17 protein-coding genes and 1 tRNA gene are annotated in these 23,877 nt (G+C 67.0%); 13 read left to right on the plus strand and 5 right to left on the minus strand.

What is annotated here, in order from left to right:
• Window positions 1-33: 33 nt before the first annotated feature.
• The 9 genes from BIU82_RS15145 (at window position 34) to BIU82_RS15185 (ending at window position 15,702) form a co-directional block, all read left to right on the plus strand.
• Complete coding sequence (locus BIU82_RS15145) at window positions 34-1,467, plus strand: FAD-dependent oxidoreductase (protein WP_070350257.1); 1,434 nt, start codon at window positions 34-36, stop codon at window positions 1,465-1,467.
• Window positions 1,468-1,475: 8 nt separating this feature from the next.
• Window positions 1,476-2,822 (plus strand): GAF domain-containing protein, encoded by a 1,347-nt coding sequence (locus BIU82_RS15150; RefSeq protein WP_070350258.1) that lies wholly within the window; start codon window positions 1,476-1,478, stop codon window positions 2,820-2,822.
• Between the two features lie 100 nt (window positions 2,823-2,922).
• Entirely contained in the window at window positions 2,923-4,446 is a 1,524-nt protein-coding gene (locus BIU82_RS15155; protein WP_070350259.1) for an aldehyde dehydrogenase family protein, read from the plus strand.
• 3 nt (window positions 4,447-4,449) lie between these two features.
• On the plus strand, window positions 4,450-4,923 hold the full coding sequence (locus BIU82_RS15160; protein ID WP_070350260.1) for a DUF779 domain-containing protein: 474 nt from the start codon (window positions 4,450-4,452) through the stop codon (window positions 4,921-4,923).
• Between the two features lie 112 nt (window positions 4,924-5,035).
• The gene (locus BIU82_RS15165; protein WP_083292369.1) at window positions 5,036-10,609 is read left to right on the plus strand and encodes a peroxidase family protein; all 5,574 of its coding nucleotides are present in this window, start codon (window positions 5,036-5,038) and stop codon (window positions 10,607-10,609) included.
• A 73-nt stretch (window positions 10,610-10,682) separates the two neighbouring features.
• A complete protein-coding gene (locus BIU82_RS15170; RefSeq protein WP_070350261.1) occupies window positions 10,683-12,386 on the plus strand; it encodes a multicopper oxidase domain-containing protein in 1,704 nt (567 codons plus the stop codon).
• A 1-nt stretch (window position 12,387) separates the two neighbouring features.
• Entirely contained in the window at window positions 12,388-13,272 is an 885-nt protein-coding gene (locus tag BIU82_RS15175; RefSeq protein ID WP_070350262.1) for a hypothetical protein, read from the plus strand.
• A 73-nt stretch (window positions 13,273-13,345) separates the two neighbouring features.
• Window positions 13,346-14,059, plus strand: coding sequence for a hypothetical protein (locus tag BIU82_RS15180; RefSeq protein ID WP_139146634.1), 714 nt, complete (start codon window positions 13,346-13,348; stop codon window positions 14,057-14,059).
• A 101-nt stretch (window positions 14,060-14,160) separates the two neighbouring features.
• Window positions 14,161-15,702 carry an amino acid permease gene (locus tag BIU82_RS15185; RefSeq protein WP_070350264.1) on the plus strand — a complete coding sequence of 514 codons (1,542 nt, stop codon included), beginning with the start codon at window positions 14,161-14,163 and terminating at the stop codon, window positions 15,700-15,702.
• A gap of 104 nt (window positions 15,703-15,806) precedes the next feature.
• Here BIU82_RS15185 and BIU82_RS15190 read toward each other — a convergent pair whose 3' ends face one another.
• The 4 genes from BIU82_RS15190 to BIU82_RS15205 all read right to left on the minus strand — a co-directional run bounded on the left by BIU82_RS15190 (window position 15,807) and on the right by BIU82_RS15205 (window position 20,110).
• On the minus strand, window positions 15,807-16,445 hold the full coding sequence (locus BIU82_RS15190) for a DUF2461 domain-containing protein (RefSeq protein WP_070350265.1): 639 nt from the start codon (window positions 16,443-16,445) through the stop codon (window positions 15,807-15,809).
• 171 nt (window positions 16,446-16,616) lie between these two features.
• Window positions 16,617-18,794, minus strand: coding sequence for a catalase/peroxidase HPI (gene katG, locus BIU82_RS15195; protein ID WP_070350266.1), 2,178 nt, complete (start codon window positions 18,792-18,794; stop codon window positions 16,617-16,619).
• Window positions 18,795-18,841: 47 nt separating this feature from the next.
• On the minus strand, window positions 18,842-19,303 hold the full coding sequence (locus tag BIU82_RS15200; protein WP_070350267.1) for a Fur family transcriptional regulator: 462 nt from the start codon (window positions 19,301-19,303) through the stop codon (window positions 18,842-18,844).
• 30 nt (window positions 19,304-19,333) lie between these two features.
• Window positions 19,334-20,110, minus strand: a complete 777-nt coding sequence (locus BIU82_RS15205) for a hypothetical protein (RefSeq protein WP_070350268.1) — start codon at window positions 20,108-20,110, stop codon at window positions 19,334-19,336.
• Window positions 20,111-20,207: 97 nt separating this feature from the next.
• On the opposite strand from BIU82_RS15205, the gene BIU82_RS15210 reads away from it, so the two are divergent.
• A complete protein-coding gene (locus BIU82_RS15210) occupies window positions 20,208-21,479 on the plus strand; it encodes an MFS transporter (RefSeq protein ID WP_070350269.1) in 1,272 nt (423 codons plus the stop codon).
• A 76-nt stretch (window positions 21,480-21,555) separates the two neighbouring features.
• Entirely contained in the window at window positions 21,556-22,431 is an 876-nt protein-coding gene (gene htpX / locus BIU82_RS15215; protein WP_070350270.1) for a zinc metalloprotease HtpX, read from the plus strand.
• Window positions 22,432-22,533: 102 nt separating this feature from the next.
• Here the strand turns inward: htpX and BIU82_RS15220 are convergent, their stop codons facing one another.
• Complete coding sequence (locus tag BIU82_RS15220; RefSeq protein ID WP_070350271.1) at window positions 22,534-23,025, minus strand: YajQ family cyclic di-GMP-binding protein; 492 nt, start codon at window positions 23,023-23,025, stop codon at window positions 22,534-22,536.
• A 197-nt stretch (window positions 23,026-23,222) separates the two neighbouring features.
• Between BIU82_RS15220 and BIU82_RS15225 the strand changes: the two genes are divergently transcribed.
• Both BIU82_RS15225 and BIU82_RS15230 read left to right on the plus strand, forming a co-directional pair.
• A complete protein-coding gene (locus tag BIU82_RS15225) occupies window positions 23,223-23,489 on the plus strand; it encodes a hypothetical protein (protein ID WP_070350272.1) in 267 nt (88 codons plus the stop codon).
• A gap of 164 nt (window positions 23,490-23,653) precedes the next feature.
• Window positions 23,654-23,738: transfer RNA gene (locus BIU82_RS15230), tRNA-Tyr, on the plus strand.
• Window positions 23,739-23,877: the final 139 nt, after the last annotated feature.

Raw genomic sequence — 23,877 nt, forward strand, 5'->3', positions numbered from 1 at the left:
AGGGCGCAGCCCCGGACCAGGAGGCTCCATACGGTGTCCAGCTCTGCCGAAACCGCAGCATCCCGCCCACTGCGCGTGGCCATCATCGGCGCCGGCCCGGCCGGCGTCTACGCCGCGGACATCCTGAGCAAATCCAGTGAGGTCAAGGACGGCCACCTCGAGGTCAGCATCGACCTTTTCGAGGCCTATCCCGCCCCGTACGGCCTGATCCGCTACGGAGTGGCCCCGGACCATCCGCGCATCAAGGGCATCGTGAACGCCCTGCACAAGGTCCTGGACCGCGGGGACATCCGCTTCTTCGGCAACGTCACCTACGGCCGGGACCTCACCCTGCACGACTTCCGTTCCTTCTACGACGCCGTCATCTTCTCCACGGGCGCCATCAAGGATGCCGAGCTGGATATTCCGGGCATTGAGCTGGAGGGTTCCTACGGCGGCGCCGACTTTGTGTCCTGGTATGACGGGCACCCGGACGTTTCCCGTGAGTGGCCGCTGGAGGCCAAGGAAATCGCCGTCATCGGCAACGGCAACGTGGCCCTGGACGTGGCCCGCATGCTGTCCAAGCATGCTGACGACCTGCTGGTCACCGAAATTCCGGACAACGTCTACCAAGGGCTGAAGAATTCGCCGGTGACGGATGTGCACGTCTTCGGCCGCCGCGGCCCGGCCCAGGTGAAGTTCACGCCCCTGGAGCTGCGCGAACTGTCCCATTCAAATGACGTGGACATTGTGCTCTACCCGGAGGACTTCGAATTCGACGAAGCCTCCGATGAAGCGATCCGCAGCAACAACCAGATCAAGACCATGGTGAACACGCTCACCAACTGGCTGGTGGAGGAACACGCGGAATCCGAACAGCCGTCTTCCCGGCGCCTGCACCTGCACTTCCTGCACAGCCCGGTGGAGGTCCTGTCCGAGGACGGTTCCGGCAAGGTTTCGGGCATCAAGTTCGAGCGCATGCAACTGGACGGCACCGGCAACGCCAAGGGCACGGGTGAATTTATCGAGTATCCGGTCCAGGCCGTGTACCGGGCCATCGGTTACCACGGCTCTGCCTTGGACGAGCTGGAGTACGACGCCCGCCGCGGCGTGATTCCGAACGACGGCGGCCGCGTCCTGGGAGCCGACGGCAAGCCGGTGCCGGGCATCTACACCACGGGCTGGATCAAGCGCGGCCCGGTGGGCCTGATCGGCCACACGAAGGGCGATGCCTTGGAGACCATCGGCTTCCTGCTGGAAGACCGGCTCTCCCTGCCGCCGGCGGAGACCCCGGACCCGCAGGCAATCGTGGACCTGCTCGAGGAACGCGGCATCGAATACACCACCTGGGAAGGCTGGAACCGGCTCGATGCCCACGAAGCGGCGTTGGGCGCGCAGTGGACCGCGGAGAACCCGGACCGCGGAATCACGCGCGAACGGGTCAAGGTGGTTCCCCGCGAGGACATGATCCGGATTTCCCGCGGCTAAGGACTGACGTGGATTCGCCCGACGACGCCTTGGAACTGCTCCAGCGGCGTGCCCGGGCGGGCCACGAACACCTGGACGGCGGGACGTTCCCGCCTCCCGGGATCGGCGGGCTGCCCGGACTGCGTCCCCTGGTCCGCGAATCTTGGCAGCGTTCGCTGGCATTGCGGGCCAACCCGGATTCGGACGCCGCCCCGCTGGCCATGGACCTGGCCGAACTGGACGATTACCGCCGCGGGCATCCCCTGGCCGCCGTCATGCCGGTGATCCGGAAGCTGCTGGTCCAGCCCAGCCACGACAGCGGGCTGCTGGTGGCCGTCGGTGACGGGCAGGGCCGGCTGTTGTGGGTGGATGGCGACCCCGCCCTCCAGAAGCGGGCCGAAGGCATGCTGTTCGTTGCCGGCGCCGATTGGTCCGAAGCGTCCGTAGGCACCAGCGCGCCCGGAACGGCCCTGGCCTTGGGACACAGCATCCAGATCTCCGGTGCCGAGCACTACACGCGGGCGGTGCATCCCTGGAGTTGCACGGCCGTCCCGTTCCACGACCCGGATTCCGGGGCCCTGCTGGGCGTCGTGGACATCACGGGCTCGGAAACCGCGGTAGCCCCGCACACGCTCTCGCTCGTGGAGGCGACGGTCGCTGCGGCGCAGGCCCACCTGCGGATCGAGCGGCTGCAACGTCTCCAGGAAGGAGGCCGCCGCAAAGCCGCCGCGCGTGGGACCAGCCGCCGCAGCAAGGATTCCGGCGGCCTCCCAGGCGCCCTGTACCGCAACAGCCTCCAGCTCCTCGGCCGGGAGCAGGCCCTGCTCAGCATCGGCGGCCGGACCATCCAGCTGTCCGCCCGCCACAGCGAAATCCTGGCGCTCCTCAGCCTCCACCCGGAGGGCCTCAGCGCGGAAGAACTGTGCGCCAGGCTCTACCCCGGGGAGGGCTCAACGGTCACCCTCCGTGCAGAAATGGTCCGCTTGCGCAAGGTCATCGATGAGTTGGACCCCGCAGCGGTCCCCGCCTCGCGGCCGTACAGCCTGCCGGTGGAACTGTTCCCGGATTCCGGCCAGGTGCTCGGCTGCCTGCAACGCGGGGCCCACCGGATCGCCCTGGAGATCTACCGCGGCCCCGTGCTGCCGCGCTCGGAGGCGCCCGGCGTCGTCGAACTCCGCCGGCGGGTCTCGGCCCTCCTGCGGGAAGCCGTCCTGACGGACGGCAGCGCGGACACCCTGCTCAAGTACGCCGCCCTTCCGGAAGCAGCGGACGACGGCGAGGTGCGGCTTGCCGCCCTCAAGCTCCTTCCGCCGCGCTCACCCAAGCGGGCCGCCGTCGTCGCTGAACTGGAACGGATCGAATCGGAACGGAGCTAGCAGCAAGAGCGCGGCAGGCCATGCAACCTGCCTGCAACCTTCGGGCTCCTACGCTGAAGGCGCAGTCAAGCACCGACCATGCGCAGCAAAGGAGCTAGCAATGGCAATCTACGCACAGCCCGGCACCGAGGGATCGAAGGTCACGTTCAAGGACCGCTACGAAAACTGGATCGGTGGGGAGTGGGTGGCCCCGGTCAAGGGGCAGTACTTCGAGAACATCACCCCGGTGACCGGCAAACCGTTCTGTGAGGTGGCCAGGGGCACGGCCGAGGACATCGAACTGGCCCTGGACGCGGCACACAAGGCCGCGCCGTCGTGGGGCAAGACCTCTGCCGCCGAGCGCGCAGCCATCCTGAACAGGATTGCGGACCGCATCGACGAGAACGTCGAACTGCTGGCGGTCGCCGAAACCTGGGACAACGGCAAGCCCGTCCGGGAAACCCTCAACGCGGACATCCCGCTGGCCGCGGACCACTTCCGCTACTTCGCCTCCGCCATCCGCGCCCAGGAAGGCCACCTGTCCCAGCTCGACGACGACACCACCGCCTACCACTTCCACGAGCCGCTCGGCGTCGTGGGCCAGATCATTCCGTGGAACTTCCCCATCCTGATGGCCGTCTGGAAGCTGGCCCCGGCGCTCGCGGCCGGCAACACCGTGGTCCTCAAGCCGGCCGAGCAGACGCCGTCGTCCATCCTGGTCCTGATCGAGCTCCTCGGTGAGCTGCTGCCGCCGGGCGTGGTCAACATCGTCAACGGCTTCGGCGTGGAGGCCGGCAAACCGCTCGCCTCCAGCCCGCGGATCCGCAAGATTGCCTTCACCGGCGAGACCACCACGGGCCGGCTGATCAGCCAGTACGCCTCCAACAACCTGATCCCGGTCACCCTGGAACTGGGCGGCAAGAGCCCGAACATCTTCTTCGACGACGTCGCCGCGCAAAACGACGCCTTCTACGACAAAGCCCAGGAAGGCTTCACCCTGTTCGCCTTCAACCAGGGCGAGGTCTGCACCTGCCCCTCGCGCGCGCTGGTCCAGGAGGGGATCTACGACTCCTTCATGGCCGACGCCGTGGCCCGCACCAACAGGATCATCCAAGGCAACCCGCTGGACACCGACACCCAGATCGGTGCGCAGGCCTCCAACGACCAGCTGGAGAAAATCCTCTCCTACATCGACATCGGCAAGCAGGAGGGCGCCAAGGTCCTCACCGGCGGCGCCCGGGCGGAACTTCCCGGAGACCTGGCCGGCGGCTATTACGTGCAGCCGACCATTTTCGAAGGCCACAACAGGATGCGGATCTTCCAGGAGGAGATCTTCGGCCCCGTGGTGTCCGTGACCCGCTTCAGCGACTACAACGATGCCATCGGCATCGCCAACGACACCCTCTACGGCCTCGGCGCCGGCGTCTGGTCCCGCAATGGCAACGTGGCGTACCGGGCAGGCCGTGAGATCCAGGCCGGCCGCGTCTGGGTGAACAACTATCATGCCTACCCGGCCGGCGCGGCATTCGGCGGCTACAAGTCCTCCGGCATCGGCCGCGAAAACCACGCCATGATGCTCGAGCACTACCAGCAGACCAAGAACCTGCTGGTCAGCTACAACGAGAACAAGCTGGGATTCTTCTAGGCCATGTCCCAGGCACTTGACGCCGCCGTGACGCTGCCCGGGGAAGACTTTTCCCGGGTGGCGCTCACGGCGGACGCCCTCGAACTGCTGCGCAAGCTCCGGCGGCAGCACGGGCCGTTGATGTTCCACCAGTCCGGGGGTTGCTGCGACGGCTCGTCGCCCATGTGCTACCCGGCAGGGGAGTTCGCCACCGGGGAATCCGATGTGCTGCTGGGCGTCTTCGAGATCGACGACGGCGGCTCCGGTGACGCCGGGGCCGGCGGCCCCGGGGATCCCGCCGGCGGCACGGACCAGGCGGGCGGCCCCTGGCGCCTGGAGTTCTGGATGTCCCGTGAACAGTTCAGCTATTGGTCCCACACCCACCTGACGGTGGACGTGGTGGATGGACGGGGGAGCGGATTTTCGCTCGAGGCCCCCGAAGGCAAGCGTTTCCTGATCCGTTCGACCCTCATGGACTGGCCAGTGCCCCCGCTGTAGTCCGTGGGACGGGACCACCATGCGGTTACCGGCCGCATGGTGGTTCCAAGGTTTTCCCGAGAACACCTCTACACGATGGAGTTATTCCGTTCGTTAGAGGGGCAGGTGTTCGGTGGAGGCAAAGAGTTGGGTCCTGCGCGGCAAAGTCCAGGCAGGCGGCAAACGGGCAAGCGGCGTTCATTACAGATGGCTTGCTGCGTTCGGCGCGCTGCTGCTGACGGTGTCCATGGGCTTGCCCGTGGTGGCGGCGCAGGCGGTCACCGCTCCGGTGGGTGCTGGGTTCACCGTCACCCCGTCGGACCTGGCGTACATCCTGAAGCAGATCAAGATCGCCGAAGCGCACGTCGCCAACACCACCTCCGCCACCGGTCCCTGCAGGGCTCTGCTTGGAAGCGGCCCCAACCAGCTGCCCAGCCCGCTGGTTTCGATGGGCCTGCGCACCGTGGATGGCAGCTGCAACAACCTGCAGGCCGGGCAGGAACGCTACGGTGCCGCGGACGAGGTGTTCCCGCGCCTGGTCTCCGGCTCGTTCCGGCCGGCGGAAAGCGGCTCCTTCGGAGGGCCGCCGTCGCCTACCAGCTACGCGCAGAAGTCCGGCAGCGTCTTCGATACCCAGCCGCGCACCATCAGCAACCTGATCGTGGACCAGACGTCCACCAATCCCGCAGCCGTGGCGGCAGCCGGGTTCCCGTCCCGTTCCCAGGGCGGTGACGGCGTCGTACCCTGCACCACTGATCCGCGGCCCGATGCCGAACCGCCGGTGGCCGGCTCGCCCGCTGGCTGCGTGCCGTCCCACGAGACACTCTTCATTCCCAACATCACCACGGATGTGGGCCTGTCACCGCCCTACAACTCGCTGTTCACCATCTTCGGCCAGTTCTTCGACCACGGCGTGGACCAGACGGTCAAGGGCGGCGGCACGGTGTTCGTCCCCTTGAAGGCAGATGACCCGCTGGTCGCAGGGCCGGACCACGTCCCGGGCAATGCCGACGACCTTCCCCCGCAGCGGCGCTTCATGGTGCTGACCCGCGGCAAGAACCAGCCCGGCCCTGACGGCGTCCTGGGCACCTCCGATGACATCCAGGACGCGCTCAACACCGATTCGCCGTGGGTCGACCAGAGCCAGACCTACACTTCCCACCCCTCGCACCAGGTGTTCCTGCGGGAGTACGTGGACAACGCCGCGGGACGGCCTGTCTCCACCGGCCAGCTGCTCGGAGGTCCGGCCGGACCCGCTGCGGACGGCATGGCCACCTGGGCATCCACCAAGGCGCAGGCTTCAGCCCGCCTGGGCATCCAGCTCCTGGACAAAGACGTAGTGGACGTCCCGATGATCGCGGCCGACCCTTACGGCAGGTTCATTCCCGGTCCGGCCCGCGGCCTGCCGCAGTTCGTGACCACCACGGGCCTGGTTGAGGCAGACCGCAGCGCAAACGGTGGACGCGGCACCTTGGTGCCCGCCAACGCCCTGCATTTCGAGACGCCGTTCCTCACGGACATCGCGCACCATGCCGATCCTTCGCCGCAGGATACGGACCACAACCCGGCCACGCCGCCGGTGCCACCGGCCCCGGACGCCAACACGACGCCGTCGGCGGATTTCACCGCCCAAGCGCCCGGCAGCTACGACGACGAAATGCTGAACGCGCACTTCATTGCCGGCGATGGGCGGGTGAACGAGAACATCGCCCTGACGGCCATCCACCAGGTGTTCCACTCCGAACACGACCGTTTGGTGGCGGACATCAAGCGGGTCCTGTCCAATGACACCTCGACGGCGGGAACCGCCGCGCTGAAGGAATGGAAACTTGCCAGCGGGGCGGCAGGGTGGAACGGCGAGCGCCTGTTCCAGGCCGCGCGGTTCATCACCGAGATGGAGTACCAACACCTGGTGTTCGAGGATTTCGCGAGGAAGATCCAACCGGGGATCAACCCCTTCGAACCCTTCGCCTTCTCGCAGACCGATATCAACCCCGCGGTCAAGGCGGAGTTCGCGCACGCCGTGTACCGCTTCGGGCACTCGATGCTGACGGACACCATTTCCCGCCGCAACGAGGACCTCCCCGGTCCTGACGGGATCCACGGCACGTCCGATGACATCCGCGGCTCGCAGAATGACATCCCGCTGCTCAAGGGGTTCCTCAACCCCCTCGCCTACACGGATGGCGGCCCGGCCGGCACGCTGACCTCCGTCGAAGCCGCGGGCAGCATCGTGATGGGTATGTCGGACCAGGTCGGCAACGAACTGGACGAGTTCGTCACGGAGACCCTGCGCAACAAGCTCCTCGGCCTGCCCCTGGACCTTGCCACCATCAACATCGCCCGGGCCCGTTCCGAAGGCGTTCCCACCTTGAATGAGCTGCGCCGCGGGCTGCACGCTTCCACCAACGACGGCCAACTGGCCCCGTACGCGAACTGGATCGACTTCGGCGAAAACCTCAAGCACCCGGAATCCCTCATCAACTTCGTGGCCGCCTACGGCAAGCACCCGACCATCACGGGCGCCGGCACAGTGGAAGGCAAGCGGACGGCGGCGCGCCTGATCATCAGCCCTGACACCCTGGCCGGGGAGTCCGCACCGGCCGACGCTGCAGCGTTCATGAACAGCACGGGCGCGTGGGCGAATAACGGAACGTCGTCCCGGACCGGCCTCGACGACGTCGACCTCTGGATCGGCGGACTGGCCGAACGCACCAACCTGTTCGGCGGCATGCTCGGCAGCACCTTCAACTACATCTTCGAGCAGCAGCTCACTGAACTGCAGAACGGGGACCGGCTGTATTACCTGGCCCGCACCCCTGGCATGAACCTGCGCGCCCAGCTGGAGGGCAACTCCTTCACGGAACTGGTCATGCGCAACACCAACGCCAAGGCACTCAAGGCGGACGCGTTCGCCACCGCCGACTGCAAGTTCGAACTGAAGAACCTGGCCGGCACCCCGGAAGGCTATGCGGGTTCGGGCAATACCGTGGCGGACGATTCCGCCTCCGAATGCAATGAGTCCGCCCTGCTGCTCCGCATGCCGGACGGGACCATCAAGTACCGGGCCGCCAACAGCGTGGACGTCCCGGGCATCAACGGCCAGTCCGTGTTCAACGGAACCGCCGGCCGGGACCGCGTCCATGGTGGCGTGGACAACGACACCTTCTGGGGCGGCGAAGGCAACGACGTCATCGAAGGAAACGACGGCGCCGATGCCGTGCTCGGCGGCGAGGGCGACGACGTCGTGACGGACTCCGCCGGCGACGACGTGCTCAAGGGCGGCCCCGGCGACGACGCGATGGACGGCGGCCCGGGACTGGACCTCCTCCTGGGCGGTGACGGCAAGGACTTCATGAACGGCGGCGCCAACAGCAACGAGACCTTCGCCGGCGAAGGCGACGACCTCGTCATCGCCGGGCAGGGCCTGGACGCCGTCATCGGCGACGGCGGCGACGACTGGGAGGAGGGCGGCGACAGCCCGGACCTGCTGATCGGCGATTCCAGCAACCTGTTCTTCCTCGACGATTCGCAACGGCCCGGACACGATGTCCTGCTCGGTCAGGGCGGTGACGACGACTACGACATGGAAGGCGGGGACGACATCGGCCTGGCCGGCCCCGGCGTCGAGAAGGTCGCGGGCGCCTCCGGATACGACTGGGAAATCGGCCTGCATGATCCGCAGCCCCAGGACGCGGACCTGAACCTGCCGATCGTTCCGCTGGACATCCTCCAGGTAGGCGTCCGGGACAGGTACAACGAAGTAGAGGCGCTCTCCGGCGGAGCCTTGGACGACAAGCTGCGCGGCGACGACGTCTCCCCGAAGACGGTGGGCGGCGCCGGCTTCATCGGCTGCGACGCCCTGGACCAGGCCGGCATCAACCGCATCGCCGGGCTGGACCGGATCATCACCTCCCTGCCCACTCCGCGGGACTCCGTGGTGGCGGCGTCGGCGTCCAAGAGCTGTCCGTTGCTGGGCGGCAGCAGCGTTTGGGCGGAAGGGAACATCCTCCTGGGCGGCGGCGGCAACGACATCCTCGAGGGCCGCGGCGCGGATGACGTGCTCGACGGCGACCGCTACCTGAGCGTGCGGCTCAGCGTCCGGAGCAATCCGGAGGATCCCGCGAGTGAAATCGGCAGCGCCGCCGGCATGACCGCCCGCTACCTGCGCGACGCCGCCGGCAACCTCACGGGGGCAACCCTCCAGCAGGCGGTCTTCGCCGGCACGGTGGATCCGGGCAACATCGTGGTGGTCCGGGAGGTCCTGGACGGCGCACGCGGCAGCGACACCGCGGTGTTCTCCGACATCCAAGCGAACTACACGGTGACGACCACCGGCGGAGACGGGACTCTTGGCTCCGCCGGATCCGTGACCACGGTGGTGCACAACAACGGCGGTGCCGACGGCACTGACACCCTGCGGAACATCGAGCACCTCGTCTTCGCCGACACCGTTCCCAAGGTTCCGGGCAGCACCGCGATCGGCGCCGTCGTCGCCGGCAATGCCAAGGTGACCGTCAATTGGGGCGACACGGAGATGCCTCCGGGTGCCACGCCCATCACGGGGTACCGGGTCCGGACCTTCATCGGTACCAGGGCAACGCCGGTCCAGACCGTCACCGTGGCTGCTGTGCGCAGCACTGTGGTGGGGAACCTGGCCAACGGCACCGGGTACACCTTCGATGTTTCCGCGATCAATTCGGTGGGGATTGGAACGCCGTCTGCCCGTTCGGCCCTGGCGAGGCCGCGGACCGAGTTCGTTCCGCCCGCAATCACGGCGAAATCACCGGCCGCCGGTGCCTTGGCCGTGAACCAGGCGGCAAACATCACCGCCACCTTCAGCGAGGCCGTTACCAACGTTGGCACCGGAACGTTCGTGCTCAGGCTCGGGACCACCGTGGTGCCGGCCACTGTGAGCTACAACAGCGCCACCCGCACGGCCACACTGGATCCGTCGGCAGCGCTTGCCGCAGACCGGAAGTACAGCGTGACGTTGTCATCCGTCCGGGACCTCGCCCTGAACACGATGCCCACCACCAGCTGGACGTTCACCACCGGCCCCGCGCCGGCAGTGAAGTCCGTGGCACCTGCCATCAACGGACTGTCCGCAAGCGTCACCGGCAACGTCACAGTGACCTTCACCGAGAACATCACGGGCGCCAGCTCCACCTCCGTCCGCCTGACCCGGGCAAGCGATGGCGCCGGGGTCAACGCGGCACTGTCCTTCAACACCACCACCCACACCCTGACCATCAACCCCGGCGTGACGCTCCAGAAGGACACCAAGTACCGGGTGACGCTCACCGGCGGAGCTGCGGCCCTGCGCGACCTCGCCGGGAACCCGCTGGCAACGCGCAGCTGGGTGTTCACCACCGGCCCCGCACCTGTCCTGGTGTCGATCTTCCAAGGTGCCGACGCCGTCGGGCAGGCCCGCACGGCAAACCGTTCCGCGTTCTTCAGCGAGAACCTCATCGGAGTCAGCACCGCCACGGTGCGCCTCACCCAGGTGTCCAACGGCGCGGCCATCCCGGTGACCCTCGCCTTCAACAACGTGAACCACGGCGTGACGATCAACCCGTCCATCACCTTGGCAGCCAACACGAAATACCGGGTGAGCCTGATCGGCGGTCCTGCCGCGCTGCGGGACCTCGCCGGCAACCCGCTGGGCAGCCGGTCATGGTTCTTCACCACGGGGACCGCCTTGTAAAGGCGGGAGCCGGGCCGGCCGCCGTGGGGAAGCGGCCGGTCCCACCAGACGCATCGGAAATTCAGGAGGAGTCATGACGACGCGACGGGAAGCATTGAAGATCGGCCTTATCGGCGCGGCGGCCCTGGGGACCGTCTCGGCAAAGGGCCTCGGTTCGGACGACGACGATGTCTCGTCCCTCAGCGGGATGACGCGCAGCCAACTCGCGTCACGCAACATGCCCGTTCCGTACGCGGGGGTCTTCCGGCGACCGCCGGAGCTGCTTCCGTATGAGACAGGATTCGACGACGGCGACCCGCAGCGTCCGTACGCCCGCTACGCCCTCACCCAGAAGACCGGCCGTGCACAGATCGTGCCCGGGCTGTACACCACCGTTGCCGGCTACAACGGCATCTTCCCGGGCCCCACCATCCGCGTCGACCAAGGCACCAGGACCGAGCTGCGGGTCCGCAACGCCCTGCCGGCGCGCTCCTTCCTGCACGGCGGATCCTTCAATACCGTCACCCACCTGCACGGCTCGGCATCCCTGCCGCAGTACGACGGCTATGCCAACGACGCCACGAAGCCCGGGCAGGTGAAGACCTACCACTATCCGAACTGGCAGAACGCACGGACCCTCTGGTACCACGACCACAACCACATGGTCACCGCGCAGGGCGTCTACGCGGGGCTGGCCGCGGCCTACCCGCTCTCGGATCCCTACGAAAAAGCACAGCTTCCGCAGGGCAAGTACGACGTCACGCTGCTGATTTCCGATGCCATGTTCAGGGCGGACGGTTCGCTGGGCTACAACGACAACGGACACTCCGGACTCTGGGGAGACGTAGTCCTGGTCAACGGCGTTCCGTGGCCCACCATGAAGGTCCATCCCCGGATCTACCGCTTCCGGGTGCTGATCGGCTCGATCGCCCGCTCCTACCGGCTCGCCCTCTCCAACGGCAATCCGGTGTACATGGTGGCCACCGACGCGGGCATGATGCCCAAGGTCCAGGCCCTGTCCTCCTGGCGGCAGGGAACCGCGGAACGCTACGAGGTCCTGATCGACTTCCGGAATTACAAGCCGGGCCAGACCGTGGACCTGCGGAACCTGAGCAACAAGAACAACCTGGACTACTCGCATACCAACAAGGTGATGCGCTTCCAGGTGGTTGACGATCCCGGCCCGGCGGTGGGGACCATCCCCTCGGTTCCCTCCGTGCTCGACGACGGCGGCGTACCGGCAGGCGGGCACGGTGCCCTCCATCCGATGGACCTGACGCCGTCCATGGCGGTCGCCAAGCGGGTGCTGCGCGTGAAGCGGTCGGGCGGGGAGTGGACCATCAACGGCAAGACGTGGGAGACCGTGGAGAAGTCCGGCTTCACCTCGCTCTTCGGCAACCCGGAACGGAACACGGTTGAGCAATGGACCATCGTCAACGATTCGGGTGGCTGGTTCCATCCGGTCCACATCCACCTGGTCGACGGCAAGATCATCGGACGGAACACCAACAACGGCAAGCCGTTCGCCTGGGAAACCGGGCCAAAGGATGTGTTCTACGCGGGGGAGAACGAGTCGGTCACGGTGCTGATGCAGTTCGCCACAGGGGCCCACAGCGGCGGCAAGTACATGATCCATTGCCACAACCTCTCGCATGAGGACCACGACATGATGATCCAGTTCGCTGTCGGGAACCCGCGGAACAACGATCCCGTGGCTTCGGATCCGCCCGTTGCCGACACCACGCCGCTGGGGATGTTCCCGCCCGTGTACCGCCCGGCCTGGCCCGCAGGGTACTGACATGGTCCGCAAGCGCATGTCCGCGGCCGTGGCCGGGCTCGTCCTGGCCTTCCTGCTGGCCGCCTGCACACCCGCCGGCAAGGACCCGGCAGCGCCTGGTCCCGTTCCGGAAGGAGGTATCGCCACTCCCGCCGGCGCCGCCGTCGCCGCGGCCGACCTCGGCAACGGCCGCCCGTCGGTGGGGTACGACGGTCCCATGGTCCGCCGTCGGCTGGTCATCGCGGTCCATCCCGCCGAAGGGGCGGACATCGCCGCACTCCGCAGAACGCTGATGGCGGCGGGCAGCTTGCGTTCCCTCGCGCTCGAGGCCATCCAGCCAACAGTCCTCGAGCAGGCAGTCCTCGATCATCTGGTGCCCGAATTGATTGTGGCCCTTCCGGAATCCACCACGCGGGCCGCGGCCGAGGCGCTCGCTGACGCGGCATTCACCCGCGGCGGTGCCACACCCGGGGTGGAGCACGTCCATGTGCAGCAGGTGCTGGTGCACGAGCTGCGCTTCACGGTGCGTTCGGCCGAACCGGAAGCCCTTGCGGCTGCGATCGACCGGGAAGGAATCCTGTCCGACGCCCTGGGCAACTACGGCAAGGACGTGGCACGGGACGGCCTCGCCATTGATTACACCGGCCCGCTGCTGAGCGACGCCATGGTGGAATCCGTACGGCACGGCATCGCACGGCAGGCGCATGTTCCGGACAGCGCGGTGGCGGTGTCCCCGCGCACCGCCGGCGGAGGAGTGGACATGTCCACCGAGCCGCTTCCGGCGCAGCCCACGTCCCAGCCGACCTCCGGCGGCGACGACCACGGACATCCGGACGATGACCACGGCGGCGACGACCACGGAGCCGACAACCACGGCGATGACGATCATCCGCATGACGATGACTGACCACGTCAGCGGGGATGGCCGCGGGCTCGTAGACTTGATGGCATTGTCAACCATGCCATCGGGGGAGTGAAGCATGAGCAGGAAGCGCGGGCGCCACGTTGCGGTGGTACCTGTCACCTGGCCGCGCCGCCACGCTGCGGCGATTGCCGTGTCGGTCATTGCATTCGCGGGAGGCGGCGTCGTGGTGGCTGCGCAGGGGGCTTCCCCCGGCGAACGGATCGTCCCGGTGGAGCAGGCTGCGGCGTCAGGCGGCCAGCTCGCGGGCAATGCTCCCCGTGCTACCGGAGCCCCCGGTTCCGGTGCGGGAGGGACCGGTCCCGTGGCCGGTACCGCCGTTTCGGTGGACGCCTTGCCCGGTGCGAAGGCCACTGACGGCGGAACGGACGGCAGCAATGCCGCGCGGCTCCAGGGAGGTTCCCCTTCGCAAGCGCCCGACGGCGGCACATCGGCTTCCGGCGGGACCGTTTCCGTTGTCCCCCGGTCCGCTGCTTCTCCGTCCGTGGCTCCCGGTACCGCGGGTTCCACCGCCGTCGCGACTACGGAAGGCGGAAGCGGCGCGCGGCCGGTCCCGTCCGCCAGCGGAGGATCCGCAGCATCTACGGAAAGCACCCCGGCTCCGACGAAACCGGCTACAGCGGCACCGTCTCCTTCGCCGACGCCCGCTTCGCCAGGACAGCCTTCTTCTCCGGCGCCCCGGCCCGACGGCGGCCTGCTGGCAGGCGTGGAAGGGATCATCGGCGGGATCATCGGAGGTGTCGGCGGCCTTCTGGGAGGCATTGCCGGCTGATAGGCCGTCTCACTATTCGGGACAAAAATGATTGTCCAGTGGCTGGACACTACTCTTGATGAGTCTGTTTTTACCACCTCATTCAAGATTGTGGATCCCTTATGAACCTCTTCCGGACCAAGTCGATCGAGCAGTCCATCGCGGACGCCGATGAACCCGGACGCAAGCTCAAGCGCTCCCTCAGTACCTGGGACCTGATGATCATGGGCGTCGCCGTTGCTGTCGGCGCCGGCATCTTCTCGGTCGGGGCAAAGGCTGCAGCGAACTTCGCCGGCCCCGCTGTGACCATTTCCTTCGCGATCGCCGCAGTCACCTGCGCCCTGGCCATCATGTGCTACGCCGAATTCGCCACCGCCATCCCGGTTGCCGGCTCGGCCTACGTGTTCACCTACGCCACCATGGGCGAGGTCCTGGCCTGGATCATCGGCTGGAACCTGATCCTCGAACTCTTCACGGCCGCTGCCGTCATCGCCAAGTACTGGGGCATCTACCTCAGCAAGGTGTTCGGCCTGATGGGCGTGGACATGCCCCCGGCATTGAACATCCTCGGGGTGGATCTCTACTGGGGTGCCTTCCTCATCGTTGCAGTCTTCACCGTGCTGCTGGTCCTGGGCACCAAGCTGTCCGCGCGCGTCGGCAACATCTTCACCCTGATCAAGATCGGCGTGGTGCTCTTCGTCATCGTCGTCGGCTTCACTTACGTGAAGTTCTCCAACTATTCGCCGTTCATCCCGGAGTCGGTTCCGACCGCCGCCGCTGACGGCAGCAACGTGCTGAAGCAGTCCTTCTTCGGCTTCCTCACCGGCGCCGTCCCGGCCCAGTACGGCACCCTCGGAATCTTCGCCGGTGCGGCCCTGGTGTTCTTCGCCTTCATCGGCTTCGACGTCGTGGCCACCTCGGCCGAAGAGGTCAAGAACCCGCAGAAGACCCTCCCGCGCGGCATCTTCGGCGGCCTCGCCCTGGTGACCCTGCTCTACATCCTGGTGTCCCTGGCCCTGACGGGCATGGTCCCGTACACCGAGCTCGCCAAGGCCGAAGCGCCCACCCTGACTACGGCGTTCGAAGCGGTCGGCAACACCGATGCGGCCAAGGTCATTGCCTTCGGCTCCCTGATCGGCCTCACCACCGTCATCATGGTGCTCCTCATGGGCCTGGCCCGCGTGGTCCTGGCCATGAGCCGCGACGGACTGCTCCCGCGTGCGCTGTCCCGCACCAGCGACAAGCACGCCACCCCGGCACGCCTGCAGATCATCTGCGGCACCGCCGTTGCCCTGGTGGCCGGCCTGACCAACGTGGACCTGCTTGAGGAAATGATCAATATCGGCACGCTCTCCGCCTTCGTGATGGTGAGCCTGGGCATCCTGGTGCTGCGCAGGAAGCGTCCGGACCTCAAGCCCGCTTTCCGCGTGCCTTTCGGCAAGGTGCTTCCGGTCGTCTCGGCCGTCCTGTGCCTGTACCTGATGACCAACCTCGCCGTGGAGACCTGGATCTTCTTCGGCATCTGGCTGGTGGTGGGCATTGCGATCTACTTCGCCTACGGCCAGCACCACTCCCGCTTGAACGAGAAGTTCGCTGAGGCCCGCAACGCAGTGTCCGGCAGCGGTGATTCCGGCGACGACGAGGACGACCTCAGCAAGGTCTGACGCGTTGCCTTCCTGACCGCTCCGACGCATGGTGGCCGCTTGGGACCTTCGGGTTCCGGGCGGCCATCGCCGTTTTCACAGACGATTTTCCCAGCAGCGCTCTGTCAGGGCGCCGCATGCACCGAAACCCACTCCACAAGGGGCCGCAGAACTTCCCACCTGCCGGCGATCTCCTCCGCGGCCGCCGGTGTGGCAAGCCAGACCGGTTCACCCAGCTCAAGGCCCGCGGAAAGCGATTTGTGTTTGAGCAGTTCCGCGCGGGGATGCTCCTTGTCGAAGCCGCGGGGCACGGTCTTGAGCTTCTCGCCGCCGATCGCGTACCCGGCGGCGGCGATGCCCTCAACGATACCCGCCAGGGCTTCCCCGCTTGCCGGGGCGTCCACTGAAGCACGGTAGCGGGCCAGCTGCGCCGGGCTGTGCGAGTGGTAGCCGCCGCCCAGGGTGAGCCCGTCCGCGGCGACGTGAAGGTAGAAGCCCACGCCTTCCTGTTGCGCGGCGAAGGCGCCCTGCGCCGTCTTGTACGGCGATTTGTCCTGCGAGAAGCGGACGTCCCGGTAAGGACGGAAGATCTTCGCCGCCCCGAACTGCGGTTCCAGCTCCGCGAGGAGCGCCTCCAGCGGTTCCTTCACGGCGGCGTCGTACGTGTCCTTGTGGGCCAGCCACCACTCACGGTTGTTGTTGTTCTGTTCCAGTTCCGCGTAGAAGCGGAACGCTTCGGGCGGGATTCCTTGAAAAGTGTCCATGGATGGATCGTAGGGAGCGCGGCAGCCAGGCCACCAGAGCCGATACCGGCTATGTGGACAGTGCTGTTATGTGGACAAAGCCGGACAGCGAAAGCGCCCCGCCACGGTGAATCCGTGACGGGGCGCTTTTGCGGTTTCCGGGAGGTCCCGGGGCCGGACTGCTTTTCCTGACTACTTCTTCAGGTCGAAGCGGTCGTTGTCCATGACCTTGGCCCATGCCTTGGCGAAGTCCGTGGCGAACTTCTCCTGGGCGTCGTCGGAGGCGTAAACCTCGGCGAGGGCGCGCAGCTCGGAGTTGGAGCCGAAGAGCAGGTCCACGCGGCTGCCGGTCCAGCGGCCGTCGGTGGTGGTGTAGCTCTTCTCTTCTGCGTCCGGGGTCCACTCGAGGCCGAGCTCAAGCAGGTTGACGAAGAAGTCGTTGCTCAGGGTACCCGGGCGGTCGGTGAAGACGCCCTGCTTGGAGCCGTCCCAGTTGTTGCCCAGGACGCGCAGGCCGCCGACCAGGACGGTCATTTCCGGAGCGGAGAGGTTCAGCAGGTTGGCGCGGTCCAGGAGCAGGTACTCGCTGGGCAGCTTGAGCCAGCCGCTGTCGTAGTTGCGGAAGCCGTCGGCAACCGGCTCGAGCCAGGCGAACTGCTCCACGCTGGTCTGTTCCTGGGTGGCGTCAACGCGGCCCGGGGTGAACGGAACCGTGATGTCGTGGCCGGCGGCCAGGGCAGCCTGCTCAACACCGACGTTGCCGGCGAGGACCACGACGTCAGCGAAGGACACCTTGACCTCGGAAGAAGCGTTGAAGTCGGCAACGATGCCTTCGAGCACAGCGATGACCGGCTTCAGCTTCTCCGGCTGGTTGACCTTCCAGCTGACCTGCGGTTCCAGGCGGATGCGGCCGCCGTTGGCGCCGCCGCGCTTGTCGGAGCCGCGGAAGGAAGCAGCTGCCTTCCAAGCGGTGGAGACAAGCTGCTCCACGGTGAGGCCGGAGGCGGCGATCTTTTCCTTCAGCAGGGCGATCTCGGCCTGGCCGATGGTCTGTGCCGGAGCCGCGGGCAGCGGGTCCTGCCAGTCCAGGTCCTCGGCCGGAACTTCCTTGCCGAGGTAACGGGCCTTCGGGCCCATGTCACGGTGGGTCAGCTTGAACCAGGCGCGGCCGAAAGCGTCCTCAAGGGCGCCCAGGTCGTCCTTGAAGCGGCGGGCGATGACCTCGTAGGACGGGTCGACGCGCAGGGCGAGGTCGCTGGTGAGCATGCGCGGTTCGCGGTTGCCCGAACCTGCGTGTGCTTCCGGAACCATGTCCGCGCCGCCGTTGTCCACCGGGCGCCACTGCTTGGCGCCGGCCGGGGACTCGAAGAGCTCCCATTCGTAGGCGAAGAGGATGTGCAGGAACTCGTTGTCCCAGCGGGTGGGGTGGTAGGTCCAGGTGACTTCCAGGCCCGAGGTGACGGAGTCGCCGGCCTTGCCGGTGCCGTAGCCGTTCTTCCAGCCGAAGCCCTGGGCTTCCAGCGGAGCGGCTTCCGGATCGGCTCCGACCTGGTCGGCGGGGTGGGCGCCGTGGGTCTTGCCGAAGGTGTGGCCACCGACGATCAGGGCGACGGTTTCTTCGTCGTTCATGCCCATGCGGCGGAAGGTTTCGCGGATGTCGCGGGCGGAAGCAGCCGGGTCCGGGTTGCCGTTGGGGCCTTCCGGGTTCACGTAGATGAGGCCCATCTGGACTGCGGCCAGCGGTGCTTCGAGCTCACGGTCGCCGGTGTAGCGTTCGTCGTCGAGCCACACCTTTTCCGGGCCCCAGTACACGTCGTCATCGGCTTCCCAGACGTCCGGGCGGCCACCGGCGAAGCCGAAGGTCTTGAAGCCCATGGTTTCCAGCGCCACGTTGCCGGCGAGGATCATGAGGTCGGCCCAGGAGATGGACTGGCCGTACTTCTTCTTGACCGGCCAGAGCAGGCGGCGGGCCTTGTCCAGGTTGCCGTTGTCCGGCCAGGAGTTCAGCGGAGCGAAGCGCTGCTGGCCTGCGCCGCCGCCGCCGCGTCCGTCGTGGGAGCGGTAGGTGCCGGCGGAGTGCCAGGCCATGCGGATCATGAACGGGCCGTAGTGGCCGAAGTCTGCGGGCCACCAGTCCTTGGAGTCGGTCATGACCTCGGCGAGGTCAGCCTTGACGGCGTCCAGGTCCAGCTTGTTGAAGGCCTCGGTGTAGTTGAACTCGGAGCCCAGCGGGTTGGCCACGGCCGGGTTCTTCGCCAGGATCTTGAGGTTCAGCTTGTTGGGCCACCACTCGCTGTTGGCAGATCCCTTGGTGGGGTGGACGCGGCCGCCGTGTGCTACGGGGCACTTGGAAATGGTGCTCTCAGACACAGTTTTCCTTCCGGGTTAGGGGTTTACAGAGATGGTCCAGCGGCGGGCTAGTGCCCGGGCTGAAGTTCTTTGGCCTGGCAGTCCTGGCAGATTCCCTGGTACAGGACGTCCGCGATCTGGATGGTCATCGGCTTTGAGTGCTCATCCCAGTGCGGTGTCAGGCAAGGTGCGTGGCCCACGGCGCAATCCACGTCCTCCACCCGGCCGCATTTGGTGCATACGGCGTGGTGGTGGTTGTCTCCCACCCGGGTTTCGTACAGCGCGGGGGAGTGCGGGGGTTCGAAGCGGCGCACCATGTCGAGTTCGGTGAGGTCGCTCAGCACCACGTAGACCGACTGCGCTGTCAGCTCCGGGAGTTCCTTGCGCGCGGCGGCGAGGATTCCTTCCGCCGGCGAATGGGGGTTGCGTTCGACGGCGGCCAGGACCGCGAGCCGCTGCTTGGTGACACGGCGGCCGTGGGCGTGCAGGGCTTCGGCCCATGCCTGCTGTTCGGCCGTGTGATCTGTCATGCATTTATTGAAGCACTTATTTTGAGAAGATCACAATAAGGCGAGGCTAATTTGCGGCAAATTTTTCAAGGACTCCCAAGGATTGCGTTCCTCGCCCGCGGAACGGCCCAAGGCATGCAGCTCCAAGCGGCCCCCGGAGTGCGCCGGATCGGCCATGACGCAGCTGAATCCGGTGACGCCGCCGCTGGTAGGCAGCGCCTCCAGCGCGGCAGCCAGGGACAGAAGGGACGACGGCGGCAGCCCGGAAATCGCCCCGGATCCCGGTTCCGGGACCAGGACATGGTGGCCTGGGGCGGTACCGTGGCCGGGAACCCAGCGGACACTCCGCCGGGAGTCGCCTCCGGAAGCAAGCGGCCCCGAAGCAAGCGGCCCGGACGCGCGGTGGCTGGCGGCCGCCTCCCGCAGCGCGAGCCGCAGTTCGGCGTCGAGGTCATCAAACGGCCCGGCTGCCCGACGGCGGTGCGCCGGCAGCGCGAGCTGCCCGCCCGGCGTCGTGGTTTCCCCCGGCCAGCGCGCGAAGAGATGGAAGCCGGGGGTGGAAGATTCGGCGGCGGGCTCGCCGATCGCGGAGCCGAGCGGGTGCCAGCGGAACGGGAACATGACGCTGCACAGGGTGCTGTGGAGGACGTCATTGAGGGCGGCGCGGGCGGCGGAATAGCAGAGCAGCCAGTCGGCGGCGGATTCCTGGGTGAAGGGGGTGGCGGGGTCGCTCAGGCGCACCATGAAGTGGCCTTCCGTGAGCGGGGTCCGCGGGCGCGCAACCTCCCACATGCTCGAACGGAAGAGCAGGCGCCGTGCCAAGGGCATCCCTTCTCCTTTCCCCCGACTCCGGAGCCTAGCAAGAGACGGCGCCATCCGGGAGTCCGCTCCGTGATCCGGGCAGCCGACTGGGTAGGGTGGGGCAGTGGCGAAACTTCTGGCAGACATCACCCCGCTCCGTGAGAGTCCGGCGTTCCGGCGCCTGTGGCTGGGTTCGTCCGTGGCTGCCGTCGGTTCCCAGCTGACGCTCGTCGCCGTGAGCCTCGAGGTGTACCGCCTCACCCAGCAGAGCCTCTACGTGGGCCTGCTGAGCATCTTTGCGCTGGTGCCGTTGGTGGTGGCCGGGCTATTCGGCGGTTCCATTGCCGACGCCTTCGACCGCCGGAAAGTGGCGATCGCCGCGTCCCTGGTGCTGTGGCTGAGCACGGCCGGACTCGCGCTGCAGGCGTGGCTGGAACTCGGCAATGTATGGGTCCTGTATTTCCTGGTGGCCGTGCAGAGCGGCGCGCAGGGCATCAACGCCCCGGCCCGCAGCGCGATCATCCCCTTGCTGGTGCGCAGGGAACTGCTGCCCGCGGCTAACGCCCTCAGCATGCTCACCATGGGCCTGTCCATGACCGCCGGGCCCTTGCTGGCGGGCGTGCTCGTGGCGTCCATCGGCTTCGGCTGGACTTACACCATCGATGTCCTTAGCTTCACCTTTGCCCTGTGGGGCCTCTTCAAGCTGCCTGCGCTGCCACCTTCGGAGAAGGCCGGCCGGCCCGGGCTGCGCTCGGTGGTGGAGGGCTTCCGCTTCCTCGGCACCCGGCCCAACGTCCGCATGACCTTCGTGATCGACCTGATCGCCATGATCTGCGCCCAGCCGCGCGCCCTCATGCCCGCGATCGCCGCCACCATGATCGGTGGCGGCGAAACCACCGTGGGCGTTCTGCTTGCGTCGACGGCGGTGGGCGCCTTCCTTGCCGGGCTGTTCTCCGGCCCGCTCGGCCGGGTCCGCCGCCAGGGCGCGGCCGTGGTCTGGTCCGTAGCGGGCTGGGGGTTCTCGATCGGGGCGTTCGGCCTGGTGGTGGTCCTCGCCGGGGGATCAGGGCGCGACGGCGTCACCTGGTGGCTGCTCCCTGCGGCCCTGTGCTGCGCCCTGGCGGGCATTTCGGATTCCGTGAGTGCCGTCTTCCGGACCACCATCCTGCAGTCCGCCACGCCCGACCATCTCCGCGGCCGGCTCCAGGGCGTGTTCATCGTCGTGGTGGCCGGCGGCCCCAGGATCGGCGACATGTTGTCCGGCGGCGTCACCAAGGTCCTCAGCGAAGGCTGGGTCCTCCTGTTGGGCGGTGCCCTGTGCATTGTGGTCTCCACGCTCGTGGCGCGGAGGCAAAAGGGATTCCTGCAGTACGACGCGCAGCACCCCACACCGTAAGGAGGCCGCAGCGGAACAGCCGGCCCGCCGTCGTCGTTAACATCTCCGAAGGCAAACCCACCCGAGAAAGCATGACGTGCACAACCACCACAACGGATTGAAGACCGCGGCCCTGTTCGGCGTCCTTTGGGCGGTGCTGCTGGGCCTGGGCGCGTTGATCGGCGCCGGGACCCGCAGCTCCGCGCCCATCTGGATCATGGCCCTGATCGGCGTGGGCACCACCGCGTACGGCTACTGGAACAGCGACAAAATCGCACTGCGCTCCATGCAGGCCTACCCCGTGACGGAGGCGCAGGCGCCCGGGCTGTACCAGATCGTCCGGGAACTGTCCGTGCGGGCAAACCAGCCCATGCCGCGGATTTACGTTTCGCCCACCATGACGCCCAACGCCTTCGCCACAGGCCGCAACCCGAAGAACGCCGCCGTGTGCTGCACCGAGGGCATCCTGCACATGCTCGACGCCCGAGAGCTGCGCGGCGTCCTCGGCCACGAACTCATGCACGTCTACAACCGCGACATCCTGACCTCTTCCGTGGCGGCCGCCGTCGCGGGCGTCATCACCTCGGTGGGCCAGATGCTGCTGTTCTTCGGCGGCGGCTCGGACGACCGCCGCAACGCCAACCCGATCGCGATGATCGCGCTCGCGCTGCTGGCGCCCTTCGCGGCCTCGCTGATCCAGATGGCGATCTCCCGCACCCGCGAGTACGACGCCGACGAGGACGGGGCCGAGCTCACCGGCGATCCACTGGCGCTCGCCTCCGCCCTGCGCAAGATCGAATCCGGCGTGGCCCAGGTGCCGCTCCCGCAGGACCAGCGCCTGGTGAACGCCTCGCACCTGATGATCGCCAACCCGTTCCGCGGCGGCGCGATCACCAAGCTCTTCGCAACCCACCCGCCGATGCGGGAGCGGATCCAGCGGCTGGAACAGATGGCGGGGCGCCCGCTCAGCTAGGCTCCGACGCGCTGGACCCTTTTCGACACGAAAAATCCCTGGCGACACCCGAATTCCGGGGTCACCAGGGATTTTGCGTATCGAAACCTTGCGCGGCCGCGATTAGCTGCGGAAGTTCACGAACTGCAGGTCGGCTTCCTCGAAGTTCTTCAGGATGGCCATGGTTGCCTGCAGGTCATCGCGGGACTTGGAGGTGACGCGCAGTTCGTCGCCCTGGATCTGGGACTTGACGGACTTGGGGGCTTCGTCGCGGATGATCTTGTTGATCTTCTTCGCGATGTCCTGTGCGATGCCTTCCTTGATGGAGCACTCCAGGCGGTATTCCTTGCCGGAGGCGTAGGGCTCGCCCTCGTCCAGGGACTTGAGGGAGATGCCGCGCTTGATCAGCTTGGACTGGAAGACGTCCAGGACGGCCTTGACGCGCTCCTCGGAGTTGGCCTTCATGAGGATCTTTTCGCCGCTGAAGTCGATCTCGGCGCCCACGCCCTTGAAGTCGTAACGCTGGGCGATTTCCTTCTGGGACTGGTTGAGCGCGTTGGCGACTTCCTGCTTGTCTACCTTGCTGACGACGTCGAATGTGGATTCGCCTGCCATGACTCTCCTTGGAATGTGGGTGGATTGCGTCTCCGCGGTGCCCCGCGGGCGCTCTGGTCTGCCATCCAGCCTAGTACGCGCACCCGGGAGGCGCAGCACATGGTCACAGTTCGCTCACAGCTCAGCCACGGCAGGAACTGAGGCGGGCGTCGCAGAGTTGTACCCGTTGGAGGAATCAATCCCTGGAGGAAACCCCCATGAACAAGAATCCGGTCCGCTACGTCACACGCTCCGCCACGGCAGCCGCCACAACCCTGGGAGTTGCGGCCGCCGCCGCAGGAACCGCGGTCGCTGCTGCCGCCGTCGCGGCTTCGGTGGTCCTGAGCCCCGTGCCCGACGCCGCCACCCGCCTTGAGGGGGTCCATGCGGACCTGCAGCGGGCGGTTGAGCTGCGGCAGCTCACTGCCGAGCAGGCCGTGCGCTTCGAAGAGAAGCTGGCGGGCCGGATCCTCGGGCAGGCCTGAGCTGCCCTGTGGCCGGCCACGGCTGTGACGGGCCGGGATCCGCTGATTTCCGGGCTTTTTGCCCTCGATTCGATTCTTCGGCAGAAGTTCTGTAAGGTTGTCTTGCTCGCGGTTACGGAGACGGAAACGGATCCGGTGCTGTGAGTGATCTTCTTTTGAAGTTCGGCAGATTACCCGAGCGGCCAAAGGGGGCTGACTGTAAATCAGCTGGCACTGCCTACGGGGGTTCGAATCCCTCATCTGCCACCAAAGGAAATCCCCGGAACCACATGGTTCCGGGGATTTTTTGTTGCCTTGAAGCGGCGACGGAGGTCCCGTGCTGCTCATCAGTCCACTCTGCAGCCATTTACATCCCGGAAATCTTGGCCACGTAATCTAAGCGCGTAAC

This window comes from Arthrobacter sp. SW1 (genome assembly GCF_001766675.1).
In the GTDB taxonomy this organism is placed as follows: Bacteria; Actinomycetota; Actinomycetes; order Actinomycetales; family Micrococcaceae; genus Arthrobacter.

Bases quoted from the DNA above. Each gene is read 5' to 3' on its own strand.
- BIU82_RS15205 (WP_070350268.1), bottom strand. From the start codon at position 20,110: ATGCCCTTGGCACGGCGCCTGCTCTTCCGTTCGAGCATGTGGGAGGTT.
- BIU82_RS15160 (WP_070350260.1), top strand. From the start codon at position 4,450: ATGTCCCAGGCACTTGACGCCGCCGTGACGCTGCCCGGGGAAGACTTT.
- BIU82_RS15170 (WP_070350261.1), top strand. From the start codon at position 10,683: ATGACGACGCGACGGGAAGCATTGAAGATCGGCCTTATCGGCGCGGCG.
- BIU82_RS15180 (WP_139146634.1), top strand. From the start codon at position 13,346: ATGAGCAGGAAGCGCGGGCGCCACGTTGCGGTGGTACCTGTCACCTGG.
- BIU82_RS15225 (WP_070350272.1), top strand. From the start codon at position 23,223: ATGAACAAGAATCCGGTCCGCTACGTCACACGCTCCGCCACGGCAGCC.
- BIU82_RS15185 (WP_070350264.1), top strand. From the start codon at position 14,161: ATGAACCTCTTCCGGACCAAGTCGATCGAGCAGTCCATCGCGGACGCC.
- BIU82_RS15220 (WP_070350271.1), bottom strand. From the start codon at position 23,025: ATGGCAGGCGAATCCACATTCGACGTCGTCAGCAAGGTAGACAAGCAG.
- BIU82_RS15200 (WP_070350267.1), bottom strand. From the start codon at position 19,303: ATGACAGATCACACGGCCGAACAGCAGGCATGGGCCGAAGCCCTGCAC.
- BIU82_RS15190 (WP_070350265.1), bottom strand. From the start codon at position 16,445: ATGGACACTTTTCAAGGAATCCCGCCCGAAGCGTTCCGCTTCTACGCG.
- BIU82_RS15175 (WP_070350262.1), top strand. From the start codon at position 12,388: ATGGTCCGCAAGCGCATGTCCGCGGCCGTGGCCGGGCTCGTCCTGGCC.
- BIU82_RS15155 (WP_070350259.1), top strand. From the start codon at position 2,923: ATGGCAATCTACGCACAGCCCGGCACCGAGGGATCGAAGGTCACGTTC.